Here is a 20,474-nt window from a genome sequence, read left to right on the forward strand (position 1 = left end):
TCGGATGAATGCGCTTACCCATCGCACAGAGGGGTGCTGGGATGGACGGTGCGGGCGAACTGACCCGACGCGGACTACTGGGTGGCGCGCTGGCCGGAGTGGCGGGTGCGGTGGCAGCACCCGCGGCCCTGGCCGGCGCCGGAGACCCGGCCGTCCCCGCCGAAGCCGTGGGCAGCGGCTCGGCAGGGGGCGGCTGGGTTGCCGGCCTGGGCGAGCGCGGCTGGACCGACTTCCTGGCCTCCAGCGACCTGATCTGGCGCAAGCTCCCGGCGACCTGGGCGGAGGGTCCCTTCCTGGGCAACGGGTTCCTCGGCTCCGGCATCTACGCCCCGGTCGGTGGCAACAGCATCCGGTTCAACGTGCAGCACTCCGAGGTGCAGGATCACCGCCCCGAGTTCGGCGCGCTGTTCGGCCTGGCCCGGATCCCGATCGGCCACCTCGCGCTCACCCCCGTCGGCGCGATCACCGGCGTGGACTGGCGGCTGGACCTGCACAACGCCGAACTACGCGGCACCATCACCACCGCCGCGGGCACCATCGGCCTGCGTGCAATCGTCCACAGTGGACGGTCGGTGCTCGCGGTGGAGCTGACCCCCAGCACCGGTGAGCGCGGGCTGACCTGGAAGTTCCACCCGGCCACCGCGATCAGCCCGCGCACCGACCCGCGATTCAACAAGCCAGCGCCCCCCGGTTTCCTGCCCAACCCGGCCCCGGAACTGGAGCAGCACGGGGACACCCAGCTCGCGGCCCAGCCACTGCTGGCCGGTGGCGGGCACGTCACCGCCTGGCGGGAGATCGCCCGCGGCGACCGCCGCACCCTGTACGCCACCGTGGCCTGGGCGCACCCCGGCGCCCCGCCGCGGGCCAAGGCCCTGCACGCGGTCCGGGCCGCCGCCACCCAGTCCTTCGACGGCTTCGCGCGCGGCCATCGGCGCTGGTGGAACGACTACTACCGGAAGAGCTTCCTGTCCGTGCCGGACGGCAGGCTGCAGAGCTTCTACTGGATCCAGCTCTACAAGATCGCCGCCGCGGCCCGCGCGGACGCTCCGGTGATGGCCACCACCGGGCCCTGGCTCGAACCCACCCCGTGGCCCGCCACCTGGTGGAACCTCAACGTGCAGCTGGAGTACTGGCTCATCCACGGCTCCAACCACCTGGAACTGGACGCGGTCACCCGCAGCCTGGACCGGCACCGGGACGCGCTGCGTGACCAGGTGGACGCGGCCTACCGGGACGGCAGCTACGGCGTGCCGCGCACCACGGACATGTTCCTGCGCAACGGATCCGGCACCGGCACCGCGGGCTACGGCATCGGCGTACCCGGCAAGGCCGAGCCGACTCCGGAGGTCGGCAACCTGGTGTGGGCGCTGCACAACGTGTGGCTGTCCTACCGGCACACCATGGACGAGCACCTGTTGCGCGAGGTGCTCTTCCCGTTGCTGCGCGGCGCGATCCGCTACTACCTGCACTTCCTCAGCACCGGCCCGGACGGCAGGCTGCACCTGCCGTTCACCTTCTCGCCCGAGTACGGGGTCAACGCGCCGGACTGCACCTACGACCTGGCCCTGCTGCGCTGGGGCTGCAAGACCCTGCTGGACGCGGCGAAGATCCTGCGGGTGGCCGATCCGATGACCGGACGCTGGCGCGAGGTGCTGGACAAGCTCACCGGCTACCCGGTGGACGCCAACGGCTACATGATCGGCGCGGGCGCGCCGTTCGCGAAATCGCACCGGCACTACTCGCACCTGCTGCAGGTCTACCCGCTCTACGAGATCACCTGGGAACAGCCCGAGCACCGCAAACTCATCGAGACCTCCCTGGAGCACTGGATCAGCTTCGAGGGCGCGCTGCAGGGCTACAGCTTCACCGGCGCGGCCTCGATCTCCGCGCAGATGGGCCGCGGCGACAAGGCCGAGTTCTACCTCGGTGAGCTGCTGCGCCGCTTCGTCAAACCGAACACCATGTACCAGGAATCCGGGCCGGTGATCGAAACCCCGCTGTCCGCGGCCCAGTCCCTGCACGACATGCTGTGCCAGAGCTGGGGCGGGGTGATCCGGGTGTTCCCCGCGGTGCCCGCGACCTGGCGGGAAGCGGTGCTGCACGAGTTCCGCACCGAGGGCGCGTTCCTGTTGTCCGCCAAGCGATCCGGCGGCGCCACCCAGTGGGTGCGGCTGCGCAGCGAGGCCGGCGCCCCGTGCGTGCTGCGACCGGGCATCGAAGGCGGGATCAGCGTGCGGGACCGGTGGGGGCTGCCGAAACGCTGGCAGGACCTGGGCGAGGGGAAGATCGAGCTGTTCCTGCGCGCGGGCGAGGAGGTCCTGGTGCACCGCAAGGGCGTCCGCCCGGATCTGCGCATCGCACCGGTGACCCCGAACACACCGGCCGCCCCCTGGGGGCTACCCGGATAACGAACCGATGCCGGGTTCACTGTGGTGACAGGGGCCAGTGGAAGAATGGCTGTTGTGCGGCAGGTGGTGAAGGTCAGGTTGCTGCCGACACCGGAACAGGCGTCGGCTCTGTTGGCAACGCTGCACACCTGCAACGAGGCCGCGACCTGGTTGTCCGAACAGATGCATCGTGACCGGGTGTGGCACAAGATCGATGCGCAGAAACGCTGGTACCGCGGACTGCGGGACTGGTTTGGTCTGTCGGCGCAGCCCACGGTCAGGGTCATCGGCAAGGTCGCCGAAGCCTACGCCACGGTGCGGGCAAACCTGCGGGCAGGAAACTACGGGCCAACTGGTTCAGCGCGTCGCCGGAAGGTTGCGGACAAACCGGTTCGATTCCGTTCGGACGCGGCACAACCCTTCGATGCTCGCTGCCTGTCCTGGCAGCTGCCCGAGCACGGTTGTGCGGGCACGGTGTCGATCTGGACGGTCGCCGGTCGGGTCCGCGATCTGCGGCTGGTGGGCAGTCCCGCACAGCTGGTTCTCCTGCGGGGCGGGACCATCGGCGAGACCGACCTGATCTGCCGTGACGGCATGTGGTTTCTGCACGCGGCCATCGACGTTCAGGAAGCGCCGTTACGGGAACCGGACGGGTTCCTCGGCGTCGACCTCGGGATTATCAACATCGCCACCACCAGCGATGGTCACCGGTCCTGCGGCTCGCACCTCAACCGGTACCGCGCACGGCAGCGGCGGCTCCGGCAGCGCCTACAGGTCAAGAAGACCTCCTCTGCCCGGCGTCTGCTCAAGAAACGCCGCCGCAGGGAAGCCCGGTTCGCCGCCGACGTGAACCACCGGATCAGCAAACGCATCGTGGCCGAGGCACAACGCACCGAGCGCGGTATCGCCGTCGAAGACCTGACGGGAATCCGCGGACGGGTACGGCTTCGCAAGCCCCAACGGGCCACGCTGCATGCCTGGGCCTTTGCTCAGCTTGGCCAGTACCTCCAGTACAAGGCCGCCCGGTCGGGGGTCGCGTTCGTGCAGGTCGATCCGGCCTACACGTCGCAGACCTGCAACCGGTGCGGGCATATCGACAAGAAAAGCCGACGCTCGCAAGCGTTGTTTGTCTGTGGCCGGTGTGGCTTCGTTGGGCACGCCGACCACAACGCGGCGCGCAACATCGCCACTCGCGGTGTTGTGCGCTGGGGCGAAGTCATGCGTCCAGACGCAGCGCCCACCCTGGCAGCCAGTCAGGGCGGCAGCAGCAACCCTAGTGAGAGACCCGGAAGGCGGGGACAGGCGACGAGCCTGTCCGCCGAGGGACGGGTTCTTGACAGCTATTTCTCAGATTGTTCACAGCGTGGCTTCAGCCATGGATGATTAGTTAGGGGTGCGGGGCGATCGGGGCGCCCCGTCCAACTTCCTCCGGCAGCAGGGGCCGGGGGATGGGTGTCCGGCAGCAGGGGCCGGACACAGGTGCGAGCGGCTCACCTGCTCGCAGTACAGGTGAGCCGCCCGCGCGCGCAGTTAGCTCTGTGGGCTAACTAGTTCTGGGTACTACGGCAACGGCAGGGCAGGACCGCCGGCGAAGGTGAACAGGTCGCCGGTCTCGGCGAGCATGGTGCAGGTGTTGGGGAACCGGCCCTGCCAGTCCAGCTCCTTGCCGCGGTAGGTGCCCTTCACCGACACCGAGCGCGGCTGGTAGTCGAGCGTGCAGGCGTAGCCGTCCTTCGGCGCGAGCTGGGCGATGTCGCCGTTCGCGCGAGCCAGCGAACGGCAGGCCCTGGTCGGGCTCGGGTGCGTGCCGAGCGCCGGGTTGCAGGCCAGGACCGCGGTCTCATCCGGGACCAGTGAATCGTTTTCGCCGTAGGACACCGACAGCGTCATCGCCGAAACGTCGAGTCCGGCGGTGGACGCCGCGGTGGCGGCGGGGGTCATCGCGAACAGCGCGGCCGCGGTCAGCGCCGTGCTGGCGAGTAGGTGTGAGGTACGCATAGTGCGAACCGGTCTACCGGAGCCACCCGCGGCGGCCGAGGTCTGTGCGGCCGGGTCCGCCGGATCGCGTGACACCCGGTCGTGGATGTTCACTCTCCGTCGATGCGGAATACGTGTCCCGCACGGGTCGCGAACTCACAGGGATTGCCGAAGTACAGCTCTTCATCGATCACGCGGCCCTGCCAGTGTCCGCGTGCGGTGGCCCGCTTCGGGTTCTCGATGTGGTCGGTGCACGCGGTCTCGGTGTCGCCGACCTTGTGCACGTCGCCGTCCACTCGAAGCAGCTCGGTGCAGGCGAGTCCAGGCGTGGGATGCGTGCCCTCGTCGGGGCCGCAGGTCAGCTGGACCATGTCCGGCAGGTTCGCCGCGCCGACGTTCTCCACGGTCAGCGTGAGCACGCTTTCCGGCGGCGGGGTGAGCAGGCCGGGAGTCAGCAGGCCGGCGGCGGCCAGCAGGGGCAGGAAGGTGGGGAGGGGCATGCGTCGATGGTCCCGTGCCGGAAGGGGCGAAACGCCGCTCCGTCAGCGGGACCACCGGATCGTGCCTGTACTTCAGTCCACAGTGGACGAGTAGTCACCCAGGGTCGTCACCGCGTCCTTGATTGCGCGCTGTGCCACCGCGAACAGCCCGGCGCCCAGCGAGATCCGGGCCACGCCGAGCGCGGCCAGCTCCGGCACGGACGGGCCGTCGAAGTAGTAGTGCACGTTCACCGGACCGCCCACCGCGGCGGTGAACTCCTTGATCTGCACCGGATCCCGCAGGCCGATCGGGTACACGCAGTCCGCGCCCGCGGCCAGGTAGGCCCGGCCCCGCGCGATCGCCTCGGCCATATCCCGTTGCGGCGCACCGGCATCCAGGATGAAGCAGTCGATCCGCGCGTTGAGCACCAACGGTCGCGCGGTGGACGCCTTCACCTCGGCCAGCCAGGCGGCCTGCTCGGCCAGTGGCCGCAGGCCGCCCTGGTGGTCGCCGTCCTCCAGGTTGCAGCCGACCGCGCCCGCGCCGTGCAACGCGGTGGTGAACTCCGCGGGGGAGAGGCCGTAGCCCGCCTCCAGGTCCGCGGTCACCGGAGCCGGGGTGGCCGCGGCGATGGCGGCGAGGCCGGCGAAGGCGACCTCAGGCGGCATCGAGTTGTCATCGGGGTACCCGGCGGCCGCGGCCACGGCGTAGCTGGAGGTCGCGATCACCGGGAAACCCAGCTTGTGCACCAGCCGCGCGGTGGCCGCGTCCCAGGCGTTGGGCAGCACCAACGGCCGCCCGGGAATGTGCCGCGACTTCAGTTCGGCGGCCTGCGCGGTGAGATCACCCATGCGCGTGCTCGACCTTGAACGGCAGTTCCTGGGTCACGTTGAGCATGTTCCAGGCGTTGATGGTGACGATGGCGTAAACCACCTTGGCCAGGGTCTCCTCGCCGAAGGCGGCCAGGGCCGCGGCGTAGACGTCCTGGGGCACCCCGCCGTGGTTGATGCCGGTGACCGCCTCGGTCAGCGCCAGCGCGGCCCGCTCGGCCTCGGTGAACACCCCGGCGGCCTCCCGCCAGGCGGCGATCAGGCCGAGTCGCTGTTGAGTCTCGCCCAGCTTGACCGCGTCCCGCACGTGCATGTCCAGGCAGAACGCGCACCCGTTGAGCTGCGAGGCGCGGATCTTGATCAGTTCGGCCAGGATCTTGTCCAGGCCGGAGTCGGCCACGGTCTGGTTGAAGGCCAGCATGGCCTTGTAGCCGGCGGGCCAGGACTTCGCGAAGAGTGCTCGGTTGTTGCTCACGAGACTCAGCCTAAGCGGAACTGGTCCAAAAAACTGGACCAGTGAGAGCCAAGTAATCTGGACCAGTGGCCGAGCTGTATCTGGACCTGGAACCGGGTCTGACCCGGCATGCCGCCATCGAGCGGGCACTGCGTGGGGCGATCAGGGACGGCAGGCTGCGCCCGGGTGACCCGCTGCCCTCGACCAGGGTGCTGGCCGCCCAGCTCGGCGTGGCCAGGGGCACCGTGGTGGAGGCCTATGCCCAGCTCACCGCCGAGGGCTGGTTCCGCAGCCGCCAGGGCGCGCCGACCGTGGTGGCCGCAGCCCCCGCGCTGGACCCGCCCGCCGCGCACCGGCCCGCCGAGCAGGGGCTGCGCTGGGACTTCCGGCCCGGTGAGCCGGACACCTCGCTGTTCCCCGGCAGCGCCTGGCTGGCCGCGTTGCGCACGGTGCTGCGCAGCGCCCCGGCGGTGGCCTTCGGCTACGGCGATCAGCGGGGCCGGATCGAGCTGCGCACCGCGCTGTCCGGCTACCTGGCCCGCGCGCGCAAGGTGCTCTGCCCGCCGGAGCGGATCGTGATCTGCAGCGGGTTCTCCCCGGCGCTGCGGGTGCTGTGCGAGACCTTCCAGCGGCTGGGCATCACCGAGCTGCACATGGAGGAGCCCTGCCTGTACCGGCACCGAGATGTGGTGACCAAGGCCGGGCTGGGCATCCGGCCGACCCCGGTGGACGCCGAGGGCCTGGCGGTCGGCGAGCTGACCGGCCGCGCCGCGCTGCTCACCCCGGCCCACCAGTACCCGCTCGGCTACACGCTGAGTCCGTTGCGGCGCAAGCAGATTGTCGACTGGGCCCGCCGGGTGGACGGGTATGTGATCGAGGACGACTACGACGGGGAGTACCGGTTCGACCGGCAGCCGGTGGGCGCGCTGCACGAGCTGGACCCGTCCCGGGTGATCTACGGCGGCACCACCTCGAAGCTGCTCGCCCCGGGCATGCGGCTGGGCTGGCTGGCGCTGCCCGCCCAGCTGGTGGACCCGGTGGTGGACGTGCTGACCTACCAGACCGTGCCCGCGCTGGATCAGCTCGGGCTGGCCGAGCTGATCACCAGCGGCCGGTTCGACGCGCACATCCGGCGCACCCGCACCGCCTACCGCCGACGTCGCGAGCACCTGGTGGCCACCTTGGCCGAACTGCCCGTCGGCGCGGGTCTGACCGGCATCTCCGCCGGTCTGCACGCGGTGCTGGAGCTGCCCGAAGGCCTTGCCCTGGAACGGGAACTGGTCCAGCGCGGCGCCCGGCGCGGGATCGCGCTGGAGGGCCTGGAGCCGTACTGGCACGGCGAGCCGCGGCGGACCGGGCTGGTGCTGGCCTACAGCCGGGTCCCGGCCGCCCAGGCCCGCCGCTCGGTGGAGGCGCTCAACGCCCTGCTGCGCGCGGGCTGAGCTACAGCTCGACCACCTGGCCGGTGCGGCTGGAGGCGTAGGCGGCCTCGATGATCTCCGCGGTGGTCACTCCATCCAGCGCGGTCACCGGCGGCGGCGCGCCCTCGGTGAGCGCCTTGACGATGCCCGCGTAGTAGTGCTGGTACCCGCCCGCCTCGGTGCGCACCGGCCGGAACTCGCCGACCGAACCCACCCGGCCCCAAGCGTGTTCGGCCTCCTCGCCCCAGCCGGGGCCGCCGGGCACCGCGCCCTGCTTGAGCAGGTCCTCTTGCGGGTCCATGCCGTGCTTGACGTAGGCGCCGCCGTCGCCGAGCACCCGGAACCGCGGTCCGAGATCGGCGGCCAGTGCGCTCATCCAGAGCTGGGAGCGCACGCCGTCGTGGTGGGTGAGCGCGACGAACGCGTCGTCATCGGCCACCGCACCGGAGCGGCGGACGCCGATTTCCGCGTACACGTGAATCGGCCGCCCGAACAACGCCACCGCCTGGTCGATCAGGTGACTGCCCAGGTCATGCGTGATGCCACCGGCGTCGGCCGGGTCCGCGCTTTCCTTCCACGCTTTCCAGCTGGTGCTGGGATCCGGCCGCCAGCGCTCGAACCGGGATTCGAACCGGGTCGGATTTCCGATTGCTCCCTCGGAAAGAAGTCGGCGCACGGTAAGGAAATCCCCGTCGTAGCGCCGGTTGTGGAACGGCGCGGCGAGCAAACCCCGCCCGGCGGCCAGATCGGCCAGCGCGCGGGCGTCGGTGGCGGTGGCCGAGAACGGCTTGTCCACCACCACCGGCAGCCCGTGCCGCAGCGCGGCCGAGGCGTTGGCGTAGTGCTCCCGGTTCGGCGTGGAGATCACCGCGAGGTCGAACTCGTCGGCGCGAACCAGCAGGTCGTCCAGGCTGCGGATGATCTCGGTGCCCGGGTACCGGTCCAGCACGGCCTGCTGCCGCTCCGGGTTGCCGGTGACTACCGCAGCGAGCCGGAGGCCGGGGGTGCTGTCGAGGAAGGGGGCGTGGAAGGCCGAGCCGCCCAGTCCATAGCCCACCAGGGCCGCGCGCACTGTCATGCGATCAGACTAAGAGTGCTGGCCCCTACGCGCGCCCGCGCGCCCGAAAGCTGGAGCCGAAGGTAGTGGTGGCATTTCTTTCATGGGGGAGTTACCTCCCCTCTTTCGCCGCAGACCTGGCATTGCCCAAAACCCGCACCTAGCGTCGGCCCTGTGACAGCGACTCTTGAAACCCCGGTGCAGCCTGGTGGGCCCAAACCGATGCTCGACGGCGAACGCTCTGCCGCCTCGTACCTGGGCGTCAAGATTTTCGTCATCCTGCCGTTCCTCGCCCTGATCGCGGCCGTGCCGCTGGCCTGGGGCTGGGGCCTGAGCTGGCTGGACATCGGTCTGGCGCTCGGCTTCTACGCGATCAGCGGACTCGGCGTCACCGTCGGCTTCCACCGGTTGTTCACCCACGGTTCGTTCCGGGCCAGCCCGGCCCTGCGGGTGGGTCTCGCGGTGGCAGGCACCATGGCCGTGCAGGGCTCGCCGACCGACTGGGTGGCCGACCACCGCCGCCACCACGCCTTCTCCGACAAGGAGGGCGACCCGCACTCGCCGTGGCTCTACGGTGACTCCCCGCTGGCCCTGGCCAAGGGTTTCTGGCACGCGCACATGGGCTGGATGTTCGAGCGGGAGAAGACCAACCTGGACCGGTTCGCGCCGGACCTGATGGCGGACAAGAACATCCGCGCGGTGGACAAGCTGCTGGTGCCGATCACCACGCTCAGCTTCATCCTGCCCGGCATCCTCGGCGGCCTGATCACCTGGTCCTGGTGGGGCGCGCTGACCGCGCTGTTCTGGGCCGGTTTCGTCCGGGTCAGCTTCCTGCACCACATCACCTGGTCGGTGAACTCGATCTGCCACATGATCGGCGACCGCCCGTTCAAGTCCAAGGACAAGGCCGCGAACTTCTGGCCGCTGGCCATCCTCAGCTTCGGCGAGTCCTGGCACAACCTGCACCACGCCGACCCGACCTGCGCCCGCCACGGCGTGCTGCGCGGTCAGATCGACATCTCGGCCCGGGTGATCTGGATCTTCGAGAAGCTGGGCTGGGCCACCCAGGTCCGGTGGCCCACCCCGCGCCGGCTGGCCCGGATCACCAAGGGCCAGGACGACTGAGCTAGCTGAACCACCGCTTTACCGCTTCGCCTGGGCCGTCGGTTCCTTCGGGACCGGCGGCCCACGCGATGTGCCCGTCCGGCCGGATCAGCAGTGCCGGCGCGGGCGGGTTCTCGGTATTGGCGCGCACCACCGGCACCTCCGCGAGGTCGAAGTCCGCGTCAGTGAAGGTGAGCAGCACGCCCTGGCCGGTCCGGAGCAGTTCGGCCAGCCGGGTCGGGCTGCCGTCGACTTCCAGGGGCAGGTCGGCGAGGAAGGTGCCGGTGAGCGGGTGCGCGCCGGGCAGGTCGTAGGTCAGCGTGGTGCTGGTGGTGATCGCGGCCAGCCGGTCGTTGACCTCCGGGATGTCCAGCAGGCTGTCCAGCAGGTCACGCAGGGCGTTGACCTGTTCGCCGGGCCGGAACAACGCGAACTGGGCGCGGGTGTTGGCCAGCACGTTTTCCGCGGCAGGGCGGCGTTCCAGCTCATAGGTGTCGAGCAGGTCATCCCGGCCGCGCAGCGCGGCGAGCAGTTTCCAGCCCAGGTTCAGCGCGTCCCCGAAGCCCAGGTTCAGGCCCTGGCCGCCGATGGGCGCGTGCACGTGCGCGGCATCGCCTGCCAGCAGCACCCGGCCACTGCGGTAGGTCGCGGCGATCCGGCTGTTGTGCCGCAACCGGGACAGCCAGCGCGGCGAGTGCGCGCCGAGATCGGTGCCGAGCACCGCGCGCAGGGCGTCCCGCAGCTCGTCCAGGGTGGGGTCGGCGTCGTCCTCGGGCGGTGGCTGGTCAAAGCGGGTGGGCACCACCCGGTGCAGGCCGTCGCCGGTCGGCGCGATGAAGACGGTGCCGGTGTCGGTGCGGGTCAGCCCGGTGTCCGGTTCCGCGGTGATGACCACGTCACCGAGCAGGCTGGCGGTCTCCCCGGTGCTGCCGGGGAAGTCGATCCCGGCGAGTTTGCGGATCGTGCTGCGGCCGCCGTCGCAGCCGGCGAGGTAGGCCGAGCGGACCGTGTATGTCCCTTGTGGACTGTCTACTGTGGCGGTGACCCCGTCCGGATCCTGGTGCAGTGCGGTCACTTCGTGGCCGCGGCGCAGTTCGCCACCGAGTTCGATAACGCGTTCGGCGAGGATCCGTTCGGTCTCGTGCTGGGCGATCCGGACGACGTAGGGGTGCGCGGTGGGCAGCCGGTCGTAGGTCAGCCAGGTGGGCAGGCCGGCGAAGTGCCCGGCCTGCCAGCGGTGCGCGTCGGCGGGCAGCCGGTCCAGCAGCCCGCGCTGGTCGAACAGGTCCAGGGTGCGCCCGCCCAGGCCGAATGCCTTGGAGAAGGCGCTCGGCTCGGCGAGCCGGTCCAGGACCAGGACGGACGCGCCGCCCAGGCGCAGTTCGGCGGCCAGCAGCAGACCGACCGGTCCGGCGCCGACCACGAGCACATCGTGATGAGAGTTTTCGAAGTTCATGAGATTCCCCAGAGGTGATCCCGCGGCCGGGCGCTCAGATGGCCGGGCCGGGTGCTGTGGGTGAAGGTAGCCGTGGACGACTCCCGGGGCGATCGATTTAGCAACTAGGTTGTGCACAACTCAGTTGTGCGCTACTGTTCTCGGCAGAACGACGACGGGACGAGGTGAGCGGGATGACGAAGCAGGCGAGGCCGGAGCTGATCCTGGACTCCCAGTTGTGCTTCTCGCTCTACGCCGCCTCCAGGGCGGTCACCGCCCTGTACCGCCCGATGCTGGACGAACTGGGCCTGACCTACCCGCAGTACCTGGTGTTGCTGGTGCTCTGGGAACGCGGCCCGGTGTCGGTGAAGGACCTCGGCGACGCGCTGCACCTGGACTCCGGCACGCTCTCCCCGCTGCTCAAGCGGATGGAGTCGGCCGGCCTGCTCCGGCGGCGGCGCAGCGAAGAGGACGAACGCAGCGTCCTGGTCGAGCCGACCGAGACGGGCCGCGACCTCCGGGCGAGGGCGCTGGACATCCCGGAACGGCTGACCTGCGGCATGGGCCTGCCCCTTGACGAGCTGACCGAGCTGCACACGCGGCTGCGGCGGCTGAACGACTCGATGACAGCAGTACGACAGAAAGAAGGCCAGTGATGAGCGTGCTCTACACCGCAGAGGCGACCGCGACCGGCAGTGGCCGGGGCGGCGAGATCGTCTCCTCCGACGGCGTGCTGGACGAGAGCCTGTCGGTGCCCAAGGAACTGGGCGGCGCGGGCGGCGACGGCACCAACCCGGAACAGCTCTTCGCCGCGGGCTACGCGGCCTGCTTCAACGGCGCCCTGCAGCTGGTGGCCCGCAACAACAAGACCCCGGTCGACGGCTCCGAGGTCAACGCCAAGGTCGGTATCGGCCCGCGCGCCGAGGGCGGCTTCCAGCTGACCGTGGCCCTCGCGGTCACCGTCCCGGGGGTCGAAAGGGCAGTCGCCGAGGACCTCGTGGCCAAGGCTCACCAGGTCTGCCCCTACTCCAACGCCACTCGTGGCAACATCGAGGTGCAGGTCACGGTCGTCTGACCGACCCGCCCCGGAACCCGCTCACCACGACCCCCAGGTGGTGAGCGGGTTCTGTCATGTTCCGGCCTCCTCGCCGATCACCGGCGGCGCGGCGTACCGGGTGTCCCCGAAGACGTCCTCGGTCTCCAGCAGGTACGAGGGCCGCTCATGCTCCTCGTCTTCTTCCCGGCGTCCGGCTCCGGCGCCACCGACCGGCAGTCCGCTCATCCCCGGCGCGCCCGGTCGCACGCCGCCACCGGCAGTGCTGGTCCCGCCGCCGGACCGCCCGACCCCGGCACTGCCACCAGGCCCGAACCCAACGCCGCGGCCAACACCCGCGCCACCAGGCCCGAACCCGGTGGCACCACTGAGGCCGCCGCCAGGTCCACCGGCGGAACCACCCACGCCGAGGCTGTGACCACCGCCCACTCCGTCGGCAGCAGTGCCCGGCGGCAGCTCGGCCCAGCCCGCCAACCCGGTGTCATCCCGGTTCGGTGGCCCGGTCACCTGCCCGCCGGGCACTTCGACGGGGTCACCGCCACCCGTGCCGCCGCCAGTGCCACCACCGCCGCCAGTCCCGGTGCCAGGGCCGCCGTAACCACCGCCCGGTTGCCCGCCACCGGTCCCGCGACCCGTGCCGCGCCCACCGTCCCGTCCCCGGTCCCGGCCGTCGACGCCCCCGCCGCCACCGGGTTCGACCACCGACACGTCGCCGTCGGCCGCCTGCGGGGCGGTCCAGCTCGGCAGCCGGGTGACGTTGTCCTCCTTGCGCACGCCGTACCCGGCGAGCACCCGCTGGTTGTCCCCGGTGTCGGCGCGGAACCGCTCGATCTCCCGGTCCAGATCGGTGCTGAACGGGGTCACCTTGTTCAGCAGGTTGTTCTGCGGCGGATCGGCTGGCACCGGCTTGAGCTGGTTCTTGCAGCCGTACCAGTCCGCGGTCTGCTGGGCGACCGCCTCGGCCGTCCGCTTGGCCAGGCCCCCGGCCGCCTCGGCATACCCGGCCAGCGGACTGAGCTGCCGCCGCGCCGCCTCCGCCGCCGCCCCCTGCCAGACCCCGTGCGAGGCCGTGATCACCTTCTCGATCTGGTCCCGGATCAGCCCGTAGTCACCGGCCGCCTTGGTCCAGATCCGCTCGATCGGCACCAGCCCGGCCGAGGGCGTCTTGGCTTCGTCGTGGAACCACTTGTAGATCCGGTCTCCGGCGTGGCCTTCCGGGCGCGGGGTGTCGGAGGTGAGGAAGCCGGCCGCGGTCAGTCCGCCCGCGGTCGCCCCGGCGGCGATGAGCAGCAGTGGCAACGGCATCAGCGACCGCCCTGCAACGTGCGGATGACCTGCTCCAGGATCTTGACGCCGCGCGGGCAGGGGTCGTCGAAGTCGGTCGGCTTGTCCAGCCCGGCCTTGAGCTGCAGCCCGGTCGCGACGAGCACGGTGTTGGACACCGCCACGTTCGTCCGGCACTGGCCGAACGGCTTGCCGGCCTCGTCCGCGATCACCGCCGGGTAGCCGGAGATCTCCAGCGGCTGCCAAACCCGGAAGACGTTCTTGCGGCCGTAGAGCTGGTCGAGGCCGCCGATCTGGGTGTTGATGTCCAGCGAGAAGTCGACCTTGGCCGCGGTGTCGGTGGCGACCCAGCGGCAGGCCTTGCCGAGCGGGCTGTCCTCGGGCTGGCCCGAGACGGTGATGCCGAGCTGGGCGAGCTGGGGAGCGGCGAGCAGCCGACAGGGGTCGGGCACGAACTGCGCGGTGTCGAGTTCGGGCTGGGTCAGCACCGGCGCGCCGTGCTTGTTCGCGCTGGGCGAGGGGGCGGTGGTCTGGGCGCCCGGCGCCGCGGCGCATCCACTGAGCGCCAGCGTGGCGCAGACCCCGGTCGCGAGCAGGCGGAAACGGTCGGCGATCACATTCATCCCTTGCCTTCGACGGCGGACCGGTTGGTGCCTTCAGCGCGCGCGTATTGCTGCTTCGCCGCAGCCAACTTGTCGATCATTTGTTGGACCACTTCCTGGTATACCTGATTTGCGGAAGAGTGGTCACCCGACCCTGATTTGACCGCGCATTCGATGATCTTCCGCATGGCGTCCGGACTGTATGGGTCCTCGCTCGGCGGGATGCCCACGTCCAGGCTCCGTTTGACGTCACGGTTGATCTTCACGATCGCGTCTCTGGCCTCGGAGAGGCCCCTGATCAGGCCATCCAGCTCGGCGACCTCGACCACGAATCGCCCGTCCCCGCCGAAGTCGATCGACACCTTCGTGCTGCGTGGAACTGCCACCGCATTTCCCCCGTCCCCTGGCAAATTGCCACAAGGTAAGGATAATCAGCGGCTTGGGTGAGAATGCGCCATTGCTTTCGGGTCACCCAAAAGACGTATCGCTAAACTCTAGAGAAATTACATCTTTCGTGGTGTGAACTCGACCGGGAGTTCGTAAACCCCGCGCATGATCGCGCTTGGCCACCAGCTCAGCTTCTCCGCCGGGACCGCCAGTCGCAGATCCGGCAGGTACCGCAGCACCGTGCCGATCGCCACCTCACCCAGCACCCGGGACATGGACTGGCCGACGCACACGTGCGGGCCGTGGCCGAAGGCCAGGTGGTGCTGGGCGCGGCGGTACGGGTCGAACTCGGCGGGGGAGTCGAAGACCTCGGGGTCGTGGTTGGCCGAGAGCAGGGACACCAGGACGGGTTCGCCGGTCTGCACGAGCTGGCCGCCGATGGTGACCGGCTCGATGGCGAAGCGCCAGGTGGCGTTGCGGACCGGGCCGGCGTAGCGCAGCACCTCTTCGATGATCGCGCTCAGCGTGCTGGAGTCGGTGCGGGCCAGTTCGGCGTATTTGGGGTTGCGCAGCAGGGTGAGCAGGCCGTTGCCGATCAGGGCGACCATGGTCTCGTGTCCGGCGATCAGCAGCAGGAAGACCATCGAGCTGACCTCGTCGGCGCTGAGCACCTTCTTGTCCTGCAACTCCACCAGCGCGCTCACCAGGTCGTCGGCCGGGTTCTCGCGCTTGCTCGCGATCAGGCCCAGGACGTAGCGCTCCAGCGAGTCGGTGACGCCCCAGACCTCGTCGATCGCGGCGACCTCGGAGGAGTCGATCACCGCGGCCCAGCGGTGGTAGTTGGCCCGGTCTTCCTGGGGCATGCCCAGCAGGTCGCAGATGATGGTGACCGGCAACGGGTAGGCCAGGTCGGCGATCAGGTCCGCCCGGCCCGCGGGCGCGAAGCCGGCGATGGCCTGCTCGGTGATCCGGCGGCAGCGTTCGCGCAGCCGTTCCATCCGCTGCGCGCTGAACAACGCGCTGACCGCCTGGCGCTGCCGGGCGTGATCCGGCGGGTCCGCGTTGAGCATGTTGCGGGCCAGCGTCGGCCGGTGGTCGAAGGGCAGGCCCATGCCGGAGCGCTGCCACACCACGTTGGCCTTGGCCGGGCTCTTGTGCAGCTTCGGGTGGGCCAGCGCTTCCAGCGCGTCGTCGTACCGGGTGACCAGCCAGGCCCAGGCCCCGCCGGGCATGTCGATGCGGTGCACCGGTGAGTTCCGGCGCAACCAGTCATAGGCCGGGTACGGGTTGGCGTCGAACTCCGCGCCGTGCAGACGCGGGCACACGCCGGGTTCCTCAGTGGCCACGTCCTCACCATGCCAGACCGAGGGGTGCGACATCTCCCGCCGCTCGGTGGGCACCGGGCTCACCAGCGGATGAACCGGGTGTGATGTTGCTGTCACCGGCTGATGTGAGGGCGTGGCCACGCCGCGGACCCTGGCAGTGACTCAGCCCAGCCGCAACCTCGCGACCCGGCCTTTCTCCCCGGCGGCCCAGCAGGACAGGTCCGGGGTGCAGGTGACGGTGTCGAAGCTGCCCGCGTCGAACTGCTTCCAGTGCCTGCCGCCGTCAAGGCTGAGATCACTGCCCGAGGGGCCCACCGCGAGCAGGCCGCCGAGGGTGTACGGCAGCCAGGTCGCGCCGGAGCGGTAGCCGGCGGGGGCCTGCGGCGGGACCTGCCAGCCGCGGCCGCCGTCGCCGGTGCGGGCCAGCGCGTCCTTGGCGGTGTTCGGCTGCTCGAAGTCGCCGCCGATGGCGATGCCGGTGTGCCGGTCCCGGAAGGCCAGCGCGAACACGCCCGCGCTCGGCTTGCTGGCCAGCGGGGTCTCGCTGACCGTCCAGTTGCGGCCGCGGTCGGCGGTGTGGAAGACCCTGGCCTTGGCGCCGCCGCCGGTGGCGATCCAGGCATCGCGCGGGCCCGAGGTCACCAGGCACTGGCCGCTGGCGGCGAAGCCGGCCTCGCCGGGCAGCGCGGCCGGCATGCCGGCGTTGGGCAGCACGGTCCAGGACCGGCCGCCGTCCTGCGTTGACAGCACCCTGATCTTGCCGTCCACCGGATCGCTCATGGCCAGGCCGTTGCGCCGGTCGAAGAAGGCCACGCAGTCGTAGAAGGCCTTCGGATCGGTGTTGCGGAAGGACTCGGTCCAGGTCTTGCCGCCGTCGCCGGTCCGGTAGATCCGGGAGTCCTCGCCCTCGCCGATGGTCAGCGCCACCGCGGTGCGGGCGTCAAAAGCCTCGATATCGCGGAACTGCAAGGCGCTCGCGCCGGGCGGGCTCACGTTCTGCCAGCTCCGGCCGCCGTCGGTGGTGCGCAGCACGGTGCCCTTGCTGCCGCCCAGCCAGGCGACCTGCCGGTTCACCGCGGCCAGGCCGCGGAACCGGGCGTCGGTGCCGGTGGACTGGAGTTCCCAGGACAGTGTCGTGGCCGAGGTCACCCCGGCGGGCGCGGCGGCGGCGGGCACCGCCGCGGCGAGGGTCAGCGCGGCGGTGGCACAGAGCCCCATCAGGGCGAACAGCCTCATGACGGCGCAAACTACCCGCTGCGACCCTGGTTCGGCAGGGGTCCAGACGATGCAAAGTCTTTGCCGCCGGTTCGTTCGATTGGCCTAGCCCGACGGAGCGGGAGCGGTTAGATTCCGGGCAGAACGACGTCGGCGACAACTTCAGATCTGCCGTCTCGGTGGCGACAAAGCCGCTGGTGACGCGGTCAACCGAAAAAACTCCTTGGTTAACCGGAGGACTCAACCGGCAGTATTAGCCACGTAATCGGTCACCTGCACTTCTTCGTGGTCTGCGGCTCACCGGTCTGGGTTTACTGAATATCGCCACAACCCAGACGAGTCCCCGGCTCTATGCGCAGGAGTAGAAAAACATGACGACAGCCCTCGCGCCGACCGCTAATTGGCCCTTCGCCGAGCTGCTTTCCGCGGCCGAGTCCGTCAACGCGAAGGTCGATCCTCCCGTGGTGGACGGTGCGGTCGGCCCGACCATTGTCCAGAACGGCCGGGAGCTCGTGAACTTCGCGAGCATCAACTTCCTCAACCTGCACCAGCGCCCCGACGTGCTGGAGCACTTCCTTTCCGCGTCGCGGGAACACGGGCTGACCACCGGCGGATCCCGAATGACCCAGGGGATCAGCCGCCCGCACCTGGAAATGGAACAGGAAATTTGCCGGGTCACCGGCAAAGAGCGCGCGATTTCTTTCGCCACCGGTCTGCTGGCGAACTTCGGATTCCTCAATGCGATGACGAAGTACATCGACTGGGGCGCCGGCATGAAGTGCGACAACTCCGACGCGGTCGTGGTCATGGACCGGCACTCGCACTGGAGCCTGCTCAAGGCCGCCGAACACCTGGAACACGGCAAGCGGCTGCACACCTTCCGGCACAACTCGCCGGAGGACCTGGAGAAGGTGCTCAAGCGGGTCAACTCGCCCAAGGTCGTCGTGGTCATCGAGAGCGTCTACTCCGCTGACGGCAGCATCGCGCCGATGAACGAGCTGATCGACATCTGCGAGAAGTACGGCGCGCTCAGCTTCGTCGACGACGCCAACGGCTTCATGCTCTACGGCCCGGAGAACCGGCCCTTCGCCGAGGAGTTCGCCGCGATGCGGCGGGCCACCTTCGTGATGATGTCCTTCTCCAAGGCCATCGGCATCGAGGGCGGGGCCATCGCCGGACCGGCCGATGCCATCAACGCCTTCGAGATCACCTCGGGCACCTCGATGTTCACCGCGGCCATGCAGCCGCCGACCGCGGCCACTGTGGGCCTGCTGATCCGCACCCTGGACGGCGATCCGTCCATTGTGGACAACTACCTGGCCAGGGTGGAGCGCTTCCGCGCCCGGCTGACCGAGATCGGAGCGCCGCCGTTCGAGACGCCCAGCTACATCACCTCGGTGCTGATCGGCAAGGACGAGACCGCGGACCTGGTGAAGGACGCCTTCATCGAGAAGGGTTTCCTCATCCCGATGTTCATGTTCCCCGCGGTCAAGCGCAACCAGGCGGTCATGCGCCTGATCATCAACAACGACCACACCGAAGAGCAGCTCGAGTACTTCCTGAGCACGCTGGCCGAGCTGAAGGCCAAGCACGACTTCTGAGTCTGGACCCAGACGAAAGAGGCGGTCCCGCCGGGGGACCGCCTCTTTCGCTGTGGTGGGAACGGAATCAGTCCTCGTCGGCCTGCTGCTGCTTGGCCAGTTCCTTCTGCAGATCGGCGATCGGGTCCTGGTCCGGGAAGACCAGTTTGTCCAGCCGGGACAGCCTGGCGAAGGGGGACAGCGGTTTGCTGTAGCCCCAGGCCACCCGCAGGTGACAGCCCATCTTGAGCTTGGCCGCCTCGTTGGACAGGCCGAAGTCGATCAGGGTGAAGCCGCCCTCGATGGCGTGCCGGATGATCTGATGCCCCATGAACCGGTGCACCGGGGTGCTGCCGATCCGCTCGTAGTCCGCGCCGCTGTAGGTGGACTCCAGCAGATGGCCGCGTTCCTGCAGCATGTCGAAGCACACCAGGTCATCGCCCTGCCAGGTCAGCAGCAGCACGCTTTCGGCCAGCGTGGGCACCTCGCGGAAGTACTCGCCGGGCAGCAGGATCTGATCCGGGTCGTTGTACTTGTGGAACAGGTTGAGCCACAGCCGTTCCATGTCCCCGGCCAGCTTCGGGCTCGGGCGACCGCGGTGCACCTCGAACCGGAACCCGGCGGCCTCCACCCGGCGCGCGTCCCGCTTGGCGGTCTTGCGCGCCTTGGCGGGCAGCGAGGCCAGCCAGCCGTCCACCTCGGTCCACGGCACGTCCAGCACCGCGTCCGGGAACTGCGCCACCCGGCGGAAACCCAGCTCGGCGAACCGCGGCGCGAACGCCGCCTCCGGACCCGGGTCCCAGAAGTCGCGCATCAGCAGGACCTTGGCGCCCAGCGCCTTCGCCTCGGTGGTCATCGCGGCGGAAAGCAGCGGCAGGGTCTCGGCCACCACGGACTCGTCGCGGAACAGGAAACCGCAGCCCAGGTTGGCCGGTGAACCGGCGAGGAACAACGGGACCTTGATATTTTTCCACACCGGATAACGCATGAAGGCGCCGAACGCGGCGGCGATCAGCCGGCCATCGCGTTCGGCGGTGAAGAAGCGGAGGTCCCCGTCGATCTCCATCCGGCTCAGCAGATCCAGGTACGGCGCCGAGCGGGGTGGTTCCGGCAGAGTTAGTTTCGCCCATTCTGCCGGATCGACATCAATTTTTTTTGAGGTCCGGACGAGTAGTGTGCCGGGCTCACTCGGCATAGCGCGCCTCGGTCTCGGCGAAGAGCCGGCTCACGTTGACCTCCTCGCGCGCGTCAACCGCTTCCTCCAGGTAGCGCTTCTGGTCCAGCACGTAGGCCGCCTCCACCGTGATCCGGTACAGGGTGAGGCCCTCGGCCTGCTTGAAGAAGGCGAACTCCTCCTCCAGCGGGTCGATCAGCAGGTCGCCAGTGCGCTTGAGGAAGAGCAGAATCTGCTGGTCATCGTCCTCGATGGCGGTCGCGGTGCCGCTGAACTGGACGCCGTCGGCCTCATCGGAGGTGATCGTGGAGTTGTAGATGACCCCGGCCACCCGCGCGTCACCGGCGATGGCCAGGCCGTGCCGGGAGTCGTTCTGGGAGGCGAAGTAGAGGTAGCCGGGCGCGGCCGGGGCGAAGGCCAGGGCGGCTGCCCAGGGTCCTGCGGCGTCCACCGTGGCCAGCGTCACGTACCGGTTCTCCCGAAGAATGGAGATTGCCCGGTCCGTGGCTTCGGTGAATTCTTGACCCACAGCTCCTCCTGAACTACATGCGTGTTGATAAACCGCCCGGATTTCGCTTGAATGCTACTGGGTTCACCACCGGCGCGCCAGGATCCGGCAGTCTGTGATCACAACGGGAAGGTTGTCATGACGGGTGTCTCCATTGATCGGGAAGTGCTGGCCGGACTGGTTCCGCTGCTGCGGTGTCC

General features: G+C 69.6%; 20 protein-coding genes. 7 read left to right on the forward strand and 13 right to left on the reverse strand.

From position 1 onward, the window contains the following. Positions 1-41: 41 nt before the first annotated feature. Positions 42-2,408 carry a Tat pathway signal sequence domain protein gene (locus tag MZC64_RS39625; RefSeq protein WP_247764172.1) on the forward strand — a complete coding sequence of 789 codons (2,367 nt, stop codon included), beginning with the start codon at positions 42-44 and terminating at the stop codon, positions 2,406-2,408. A gap of 54 nt (positions 2,409-2,462) precedes the next feature. Next, positions 2,463-3,770: a transposase gene (locus tag MZC64_RS39630; RefSeq protein WP_247764171.1), complete on the forward strand. Its 1,308-nt coding sequence runs from the start codon at positions 2,463-2,465 to the stop codon at positions 3,768-3,770. Positions 3,771-3,947: 177 nt separating this feature from the next. Here MZC64_RS39630 and MZC64_RS39635 read toward each other — a convergent pair whose 3' ends face one another. From MZC64_RS39635 to MZC64_RS39650, 4 genes are all read right to left on the reverse strand, one after another. Further along, positions 3,948-4,385 (reverse strand): SSI family serine proteinase inhibitor, encoded by a 438-nt coding sequence (locus MZC64_RS39635; protein ID WP_247764170.1) that lies wholly within the window; start codon positions 4,383-4,385, stop codon positions 3,948-3,950. Positions 4,386-4,474: 89 nt separating this feature from the next. After that, positions 4,475-4,864, reverse strand: coding sequence for an SSI family serine proteinase inhibitor (locus MZC64_RS39640; protein WP_247764169.1), 390 nt, complete (start codon positions 4,862-4,864; stop codon positions 4,475-4,477). A 72-nt stretch (positions 4,865-4,936) separates the two neighbouring features. Continuing rightward, positions 4,937-5,695 carry an isocitrate lyase/phosphoenolpyruvate mutase family protein gene (locus MZC64_RS39645; protein WP_247764168.1) on the reverse strand — a complete coding sequence of 253 codons (759 nt, stop codon included), beginning with the start codon at positions 5,693-5,695 and terminating at the stop codon, positions 4,937-4,939. Further along, positions 5,688-6,149 (reverse strand): carboxymuconolactone decarboxylase family protein, encoded by a 462-nt coding sequence (locus MZC64_RS39650; RefSeq protein ID WP_247764167.1) that lies wholly within the window; start codon positions 6,147-6,149, stop codon positions 5,688-5,690. Before MZC64_RS39650 ends, MZC64_RS39645 begins: the two co-directional genes overlap by 8 nt. Positions 6,150-6,214: 65 nt before the next feature. Here MZC64_RS39650 and MZC64_RS39655 point away from each other — a divergent pair, with 65 nt between their 5' ends. Beyond that, entirely contained in the window at positions 6,215-7,570 is a 1,356-nt protein-coding gene (locus MZC64_RS39655; protein WP_247764166.1) for a PLP-dependent aminotransferase family protein, read from the forward strand. Position 7,571: 1 nt separating this feature from the next. Here MZC64_RS39655 and MZC64_RS39660 read toward each other — a convergent pair whose 3' ends face one another. Beyond that, entirely contained in the window at positions 7,572-8,627 is a 1,056-nt protein-coding gene (locus tag MZC64_RS39660) for a Gfo/Idh/MocA family oxidoreductase (protein WP_247764165.1), read from the reverse strand. A 153-nt stretch (positions 8,628-8,780) separates the two neighbouring features. Between MZC64_RS39660 and MZC64_RS39665 the strand changes: the two genes are divergently transcribed. Further along, positions 8,781-9,731 carry an acyl-CoA desaturase gene (locus MZC64_RS39665; protein WP_247764164.1) on the forward strand — a complete coding sequence of 317 codons (951 nt, stop codon included), beginning with the start codon at positions 8,781-8,783 and terminating at the stop codon, positions 9,729-9,731. Between the two features lies 1 nt (position 9,732). Here MZC64_RS39665 and MZC64_RS39670 read toward each other — a convergent pair whose 3' ends face one another. Next, a complete protein-coding gene (locus MZC64_RS39670) occupies positions 9,733-11,166 on the reverse strand; it encodes an FAD-dependent monooxygenase (RefSeq protein WP_247764163.1) in 1,434 nt (477 codons plus the stop codon). Between the two features lie 173 nt (positions 11,167-11,339). On the opposite strand from MZC64_RS39670, the gene MZC64_RS39675 reads away from it, so the two are divergent. Together MZC64_RS39675 and MZC64_RS39680 are read left to right on the forward strand one after the other, a co-directional pair. Further along, positions 11,340-11,801: a MarR family winged helix-turn-helix transcriptional regulator gene (locus tag MZC64_RS39675; RefSeq protein WP_247764162.1), complete on the forward strand. Its 462-nt coding sequence runs from the start codon at positions 11,340-11,342 to the stop codon at positions 11,799-11,801. Then, a complete protein-coding gene (locus tag MZC64_RS39680; RefSeq protein WP_185001828.1) occupies positions 11,801-12,220 on the forward strand; it encodes an organic hydroperoxide resistance protein in 420 nt (139 codons plus the stop codon). The genes MZC64_RS39675 and MZC64_RS39680 overlap by 1 nt, the downstream gene beginning before the upstream one ends. Positions 12,221-12,274: 54 nt before the next feature. Here the strand turns inward: MZC64_RS39680 and MZC64_RS39685 are convergent, their stop codons facing one another. The 5 genes from MZC64_RS39685 to MZC64_RS39705 all read right to left on the reverse strand — a co-directional run bounded on the left by MZC64_RS39685 (position 12,275) and on the right by MZC64_RS39705 (position 17,033). Further along, positions 12,275-13,504: a hypothetical protein gene (locus tag MZC64_RS39685; protein WP_247764278.1), complete on the reverse strand. Its 1,230-nt coding sequence runs from the start codon at positions 13,502-13,504 to the stop codon at positions 12,275-12,277. Next, positions 13,504-14,100, reverse strand: a complete 597-nt coding sequence (locus MZC64_RS39690; RefSeq protein ID WP_247764161.1) for a DUF3558 domain-containing protein — start codon at positions 14,098-14,100, stop codon at positions 13,504-13,506. Before MZC64_RS39690 ends, MZC64_RS39685 begins: the two co-directional genes overlap by 1 nt. Before the next feature lie 2 nt (positions 14,101-14,102). Further along, positions 14,103-14,447 carry a hypothetical protein gene (locus tag MZC64_RS39695; RefSeq protein WP_247764160.1) on the reverse strand — a complete coding sequence of 115 codons (345 nt, stop codon included), beginning with the start codon at positions 14,445-14,447 and terminating at the stop codon, positions 14,103-14,105. 141 nt (positions 14,448-14,588) lie between these two features. Beyond that, positions 14,589-15,872, reverse strand: coding sequence for a cytochrome P450 (locus tag MZC64_RS39700; RefSeq protein WP_247764159.1), 1,284 nt, complete (start codon positions 15,870-15,872; stop codon positions 14,589-14,591). 87 nt (positions 15,873-15,959) lie between these two features. Then, positions 15,960-17,033, reverse strand: a complete 1,074-nt coding sequence (locus MZC64_RS39705) for an oxidoreductase (protein WP_247764158.1) — start codon at positions 17,031-17,033, stop codon at positions 15,960-15,962. A gap of 350 nt (positions 17,034-17,383) precedes the next feature. On the opposite strand from MZC64_RS39705, the gene MZC64_RS39710 reads away from it, so the two are divergent. Beyond that, on the forward strand, positions 17,384-18,613 hold the full coding sequence (locus tag MZC64_RS39710) for an aminotransferase class I/II-fold pyridoxal phosphate-dependent enzyme (protein WP_247764157.1): 1,230 nt from the start codon (positions 17,384-17,386) through the stop codon (positions 18,611-18,613). Positions 18,614-18,680: 67 nt separating this feature from the next. Here MZC64_RS39710 and MZC64_RS39715 read toward each other — a convergent pair whose 3' ends face one another. Continuing rightward, a complete protein-coding gene (locus tag MZC64_RS39715; RefSeq protein WP_247764156.1) occupies positions 18,681-19,658 on the reverse strand; it encodes a GNAT family N-acetyltransferase in 978 nt (325 codons plus the stop codon). A 118-nt stretch (positions 19,659-19,776) separates the two neighbouring features. Beyond that, positions 19,777-20,295 (reverse strand): pyridoxamine 5'-phosphate oxidase family protein, encoded by a 519-nt coding sequence (locus MZC64_RS39720; protein WP_247764155.1) that lies wholly within the window; start codon positions 20,293-20,295, stop codon positions 19,777-19,779. Positions 20,296-20,474 lie beyond the last annotated feature (179 nt).

Source organism: Crossiella sp. S99.2 (genome assembly GCF_023094165.1).
Taxonomy (GTDB): domain Bacteria; phylum Actinomycetota; class Actinomycetes; order Mycobacteriales; family Pseudonocardiaceae; genus Crossiella.

What these genes read in the sequence shown, in the direction of transcription:
- MZC64_RS39675 (WP_247764162.1), top strand. Translation starts at nt 11,340, where the DNA reads ATGACGAAGCAGGCGAGGCCGGAGCTGATCCTGGACTCCCAGTTGTGC.
- MZC64_RS39660 (WP_247764165.1), bottom strand. Translation starts at nt 8,627, where the DNA reads ATGACAGTGCGCGCGGCCCTGGTGGGCTATGGACTGGGCGGCTCGGCC.
- MZC64_RS39635 (WP_247764170.1), bottom strand. Translation starts at nt 4,385, where the DNA reads ATGCGTACCTCACACCTACTCGCCAGCACGGCGCTGACCGCGGCCGCG.
- MZC64_RS39640 (WP_247764169.1), bottom strand. Translation starts at nt 4,864, where the DNA reads ATGCCCCTCCCCACCTTCCTGCCCCTGCTGGCCGCCGCCGGCCTGCTG.
- MZC64_RS39680 (WP_185001828.1), top strand. Translation starts at nt 11,801, where the DNA reads ATGAGCGTGCTCTACACCGCAGAGGCGACCGCGACCGGCAGTGGCCGG.
- MZC64_RS39670 (WP_247764163.1), bottom strand. Translation starts at nt 11,166, where the DNA reads ATGAACTTCGAAAACTCTCATCACGATGTGCTCGTGGTCGGCGCCGGA.
- MZC64_RS39625 (WP_247764172.1), top strand. Translation starts at nt 42, where the DNA reads ATGGACGGTGCGGGCGAACTGACCCGACGCGGACTACTGGGTGGCGCG.
- MZC64_RS39645 (WP_247764168.1), bottom strand. Translation starts at nt 5,695, where the DNA reads ATGGGTGATCTCACCGCGCAGGCCGCCGAACTGAAGTCGCGGCACATT.
- MZC64_RS39715 (WP_247764156.1), bottom strand. Translation starts at nt 19,658, where the DNA reads ATGGAGATCGACGGGGACCTCCGCTTCTTCACCGCCGAACGCGATGGC.
- MZC64_RS39705 (WP_247764158.1), bottom strand. Translation starts at nt 17,033, where the DNA reads ATGAGGCTGTTCGCCCTGATGGGGCTCTGTGCCACCGCCGCGCTGACC.
- MZC64_RS39685 (WP_247764278.1), bottom strand. Translation starts at nt 13,504, where the DNA reads ATGCCGTTGCCACTGCTGCTCATCGCCGCCGGGGCGACCGCGGGCGGA.
- MZC64_RS39710 (WP_247764157.1), top strand. Translation starts at nt 17,384, where the DNA reads ATGACGACAGCCCTCGCGCCGACCGCTAATTGGCCCTTCGCCGAGCTG.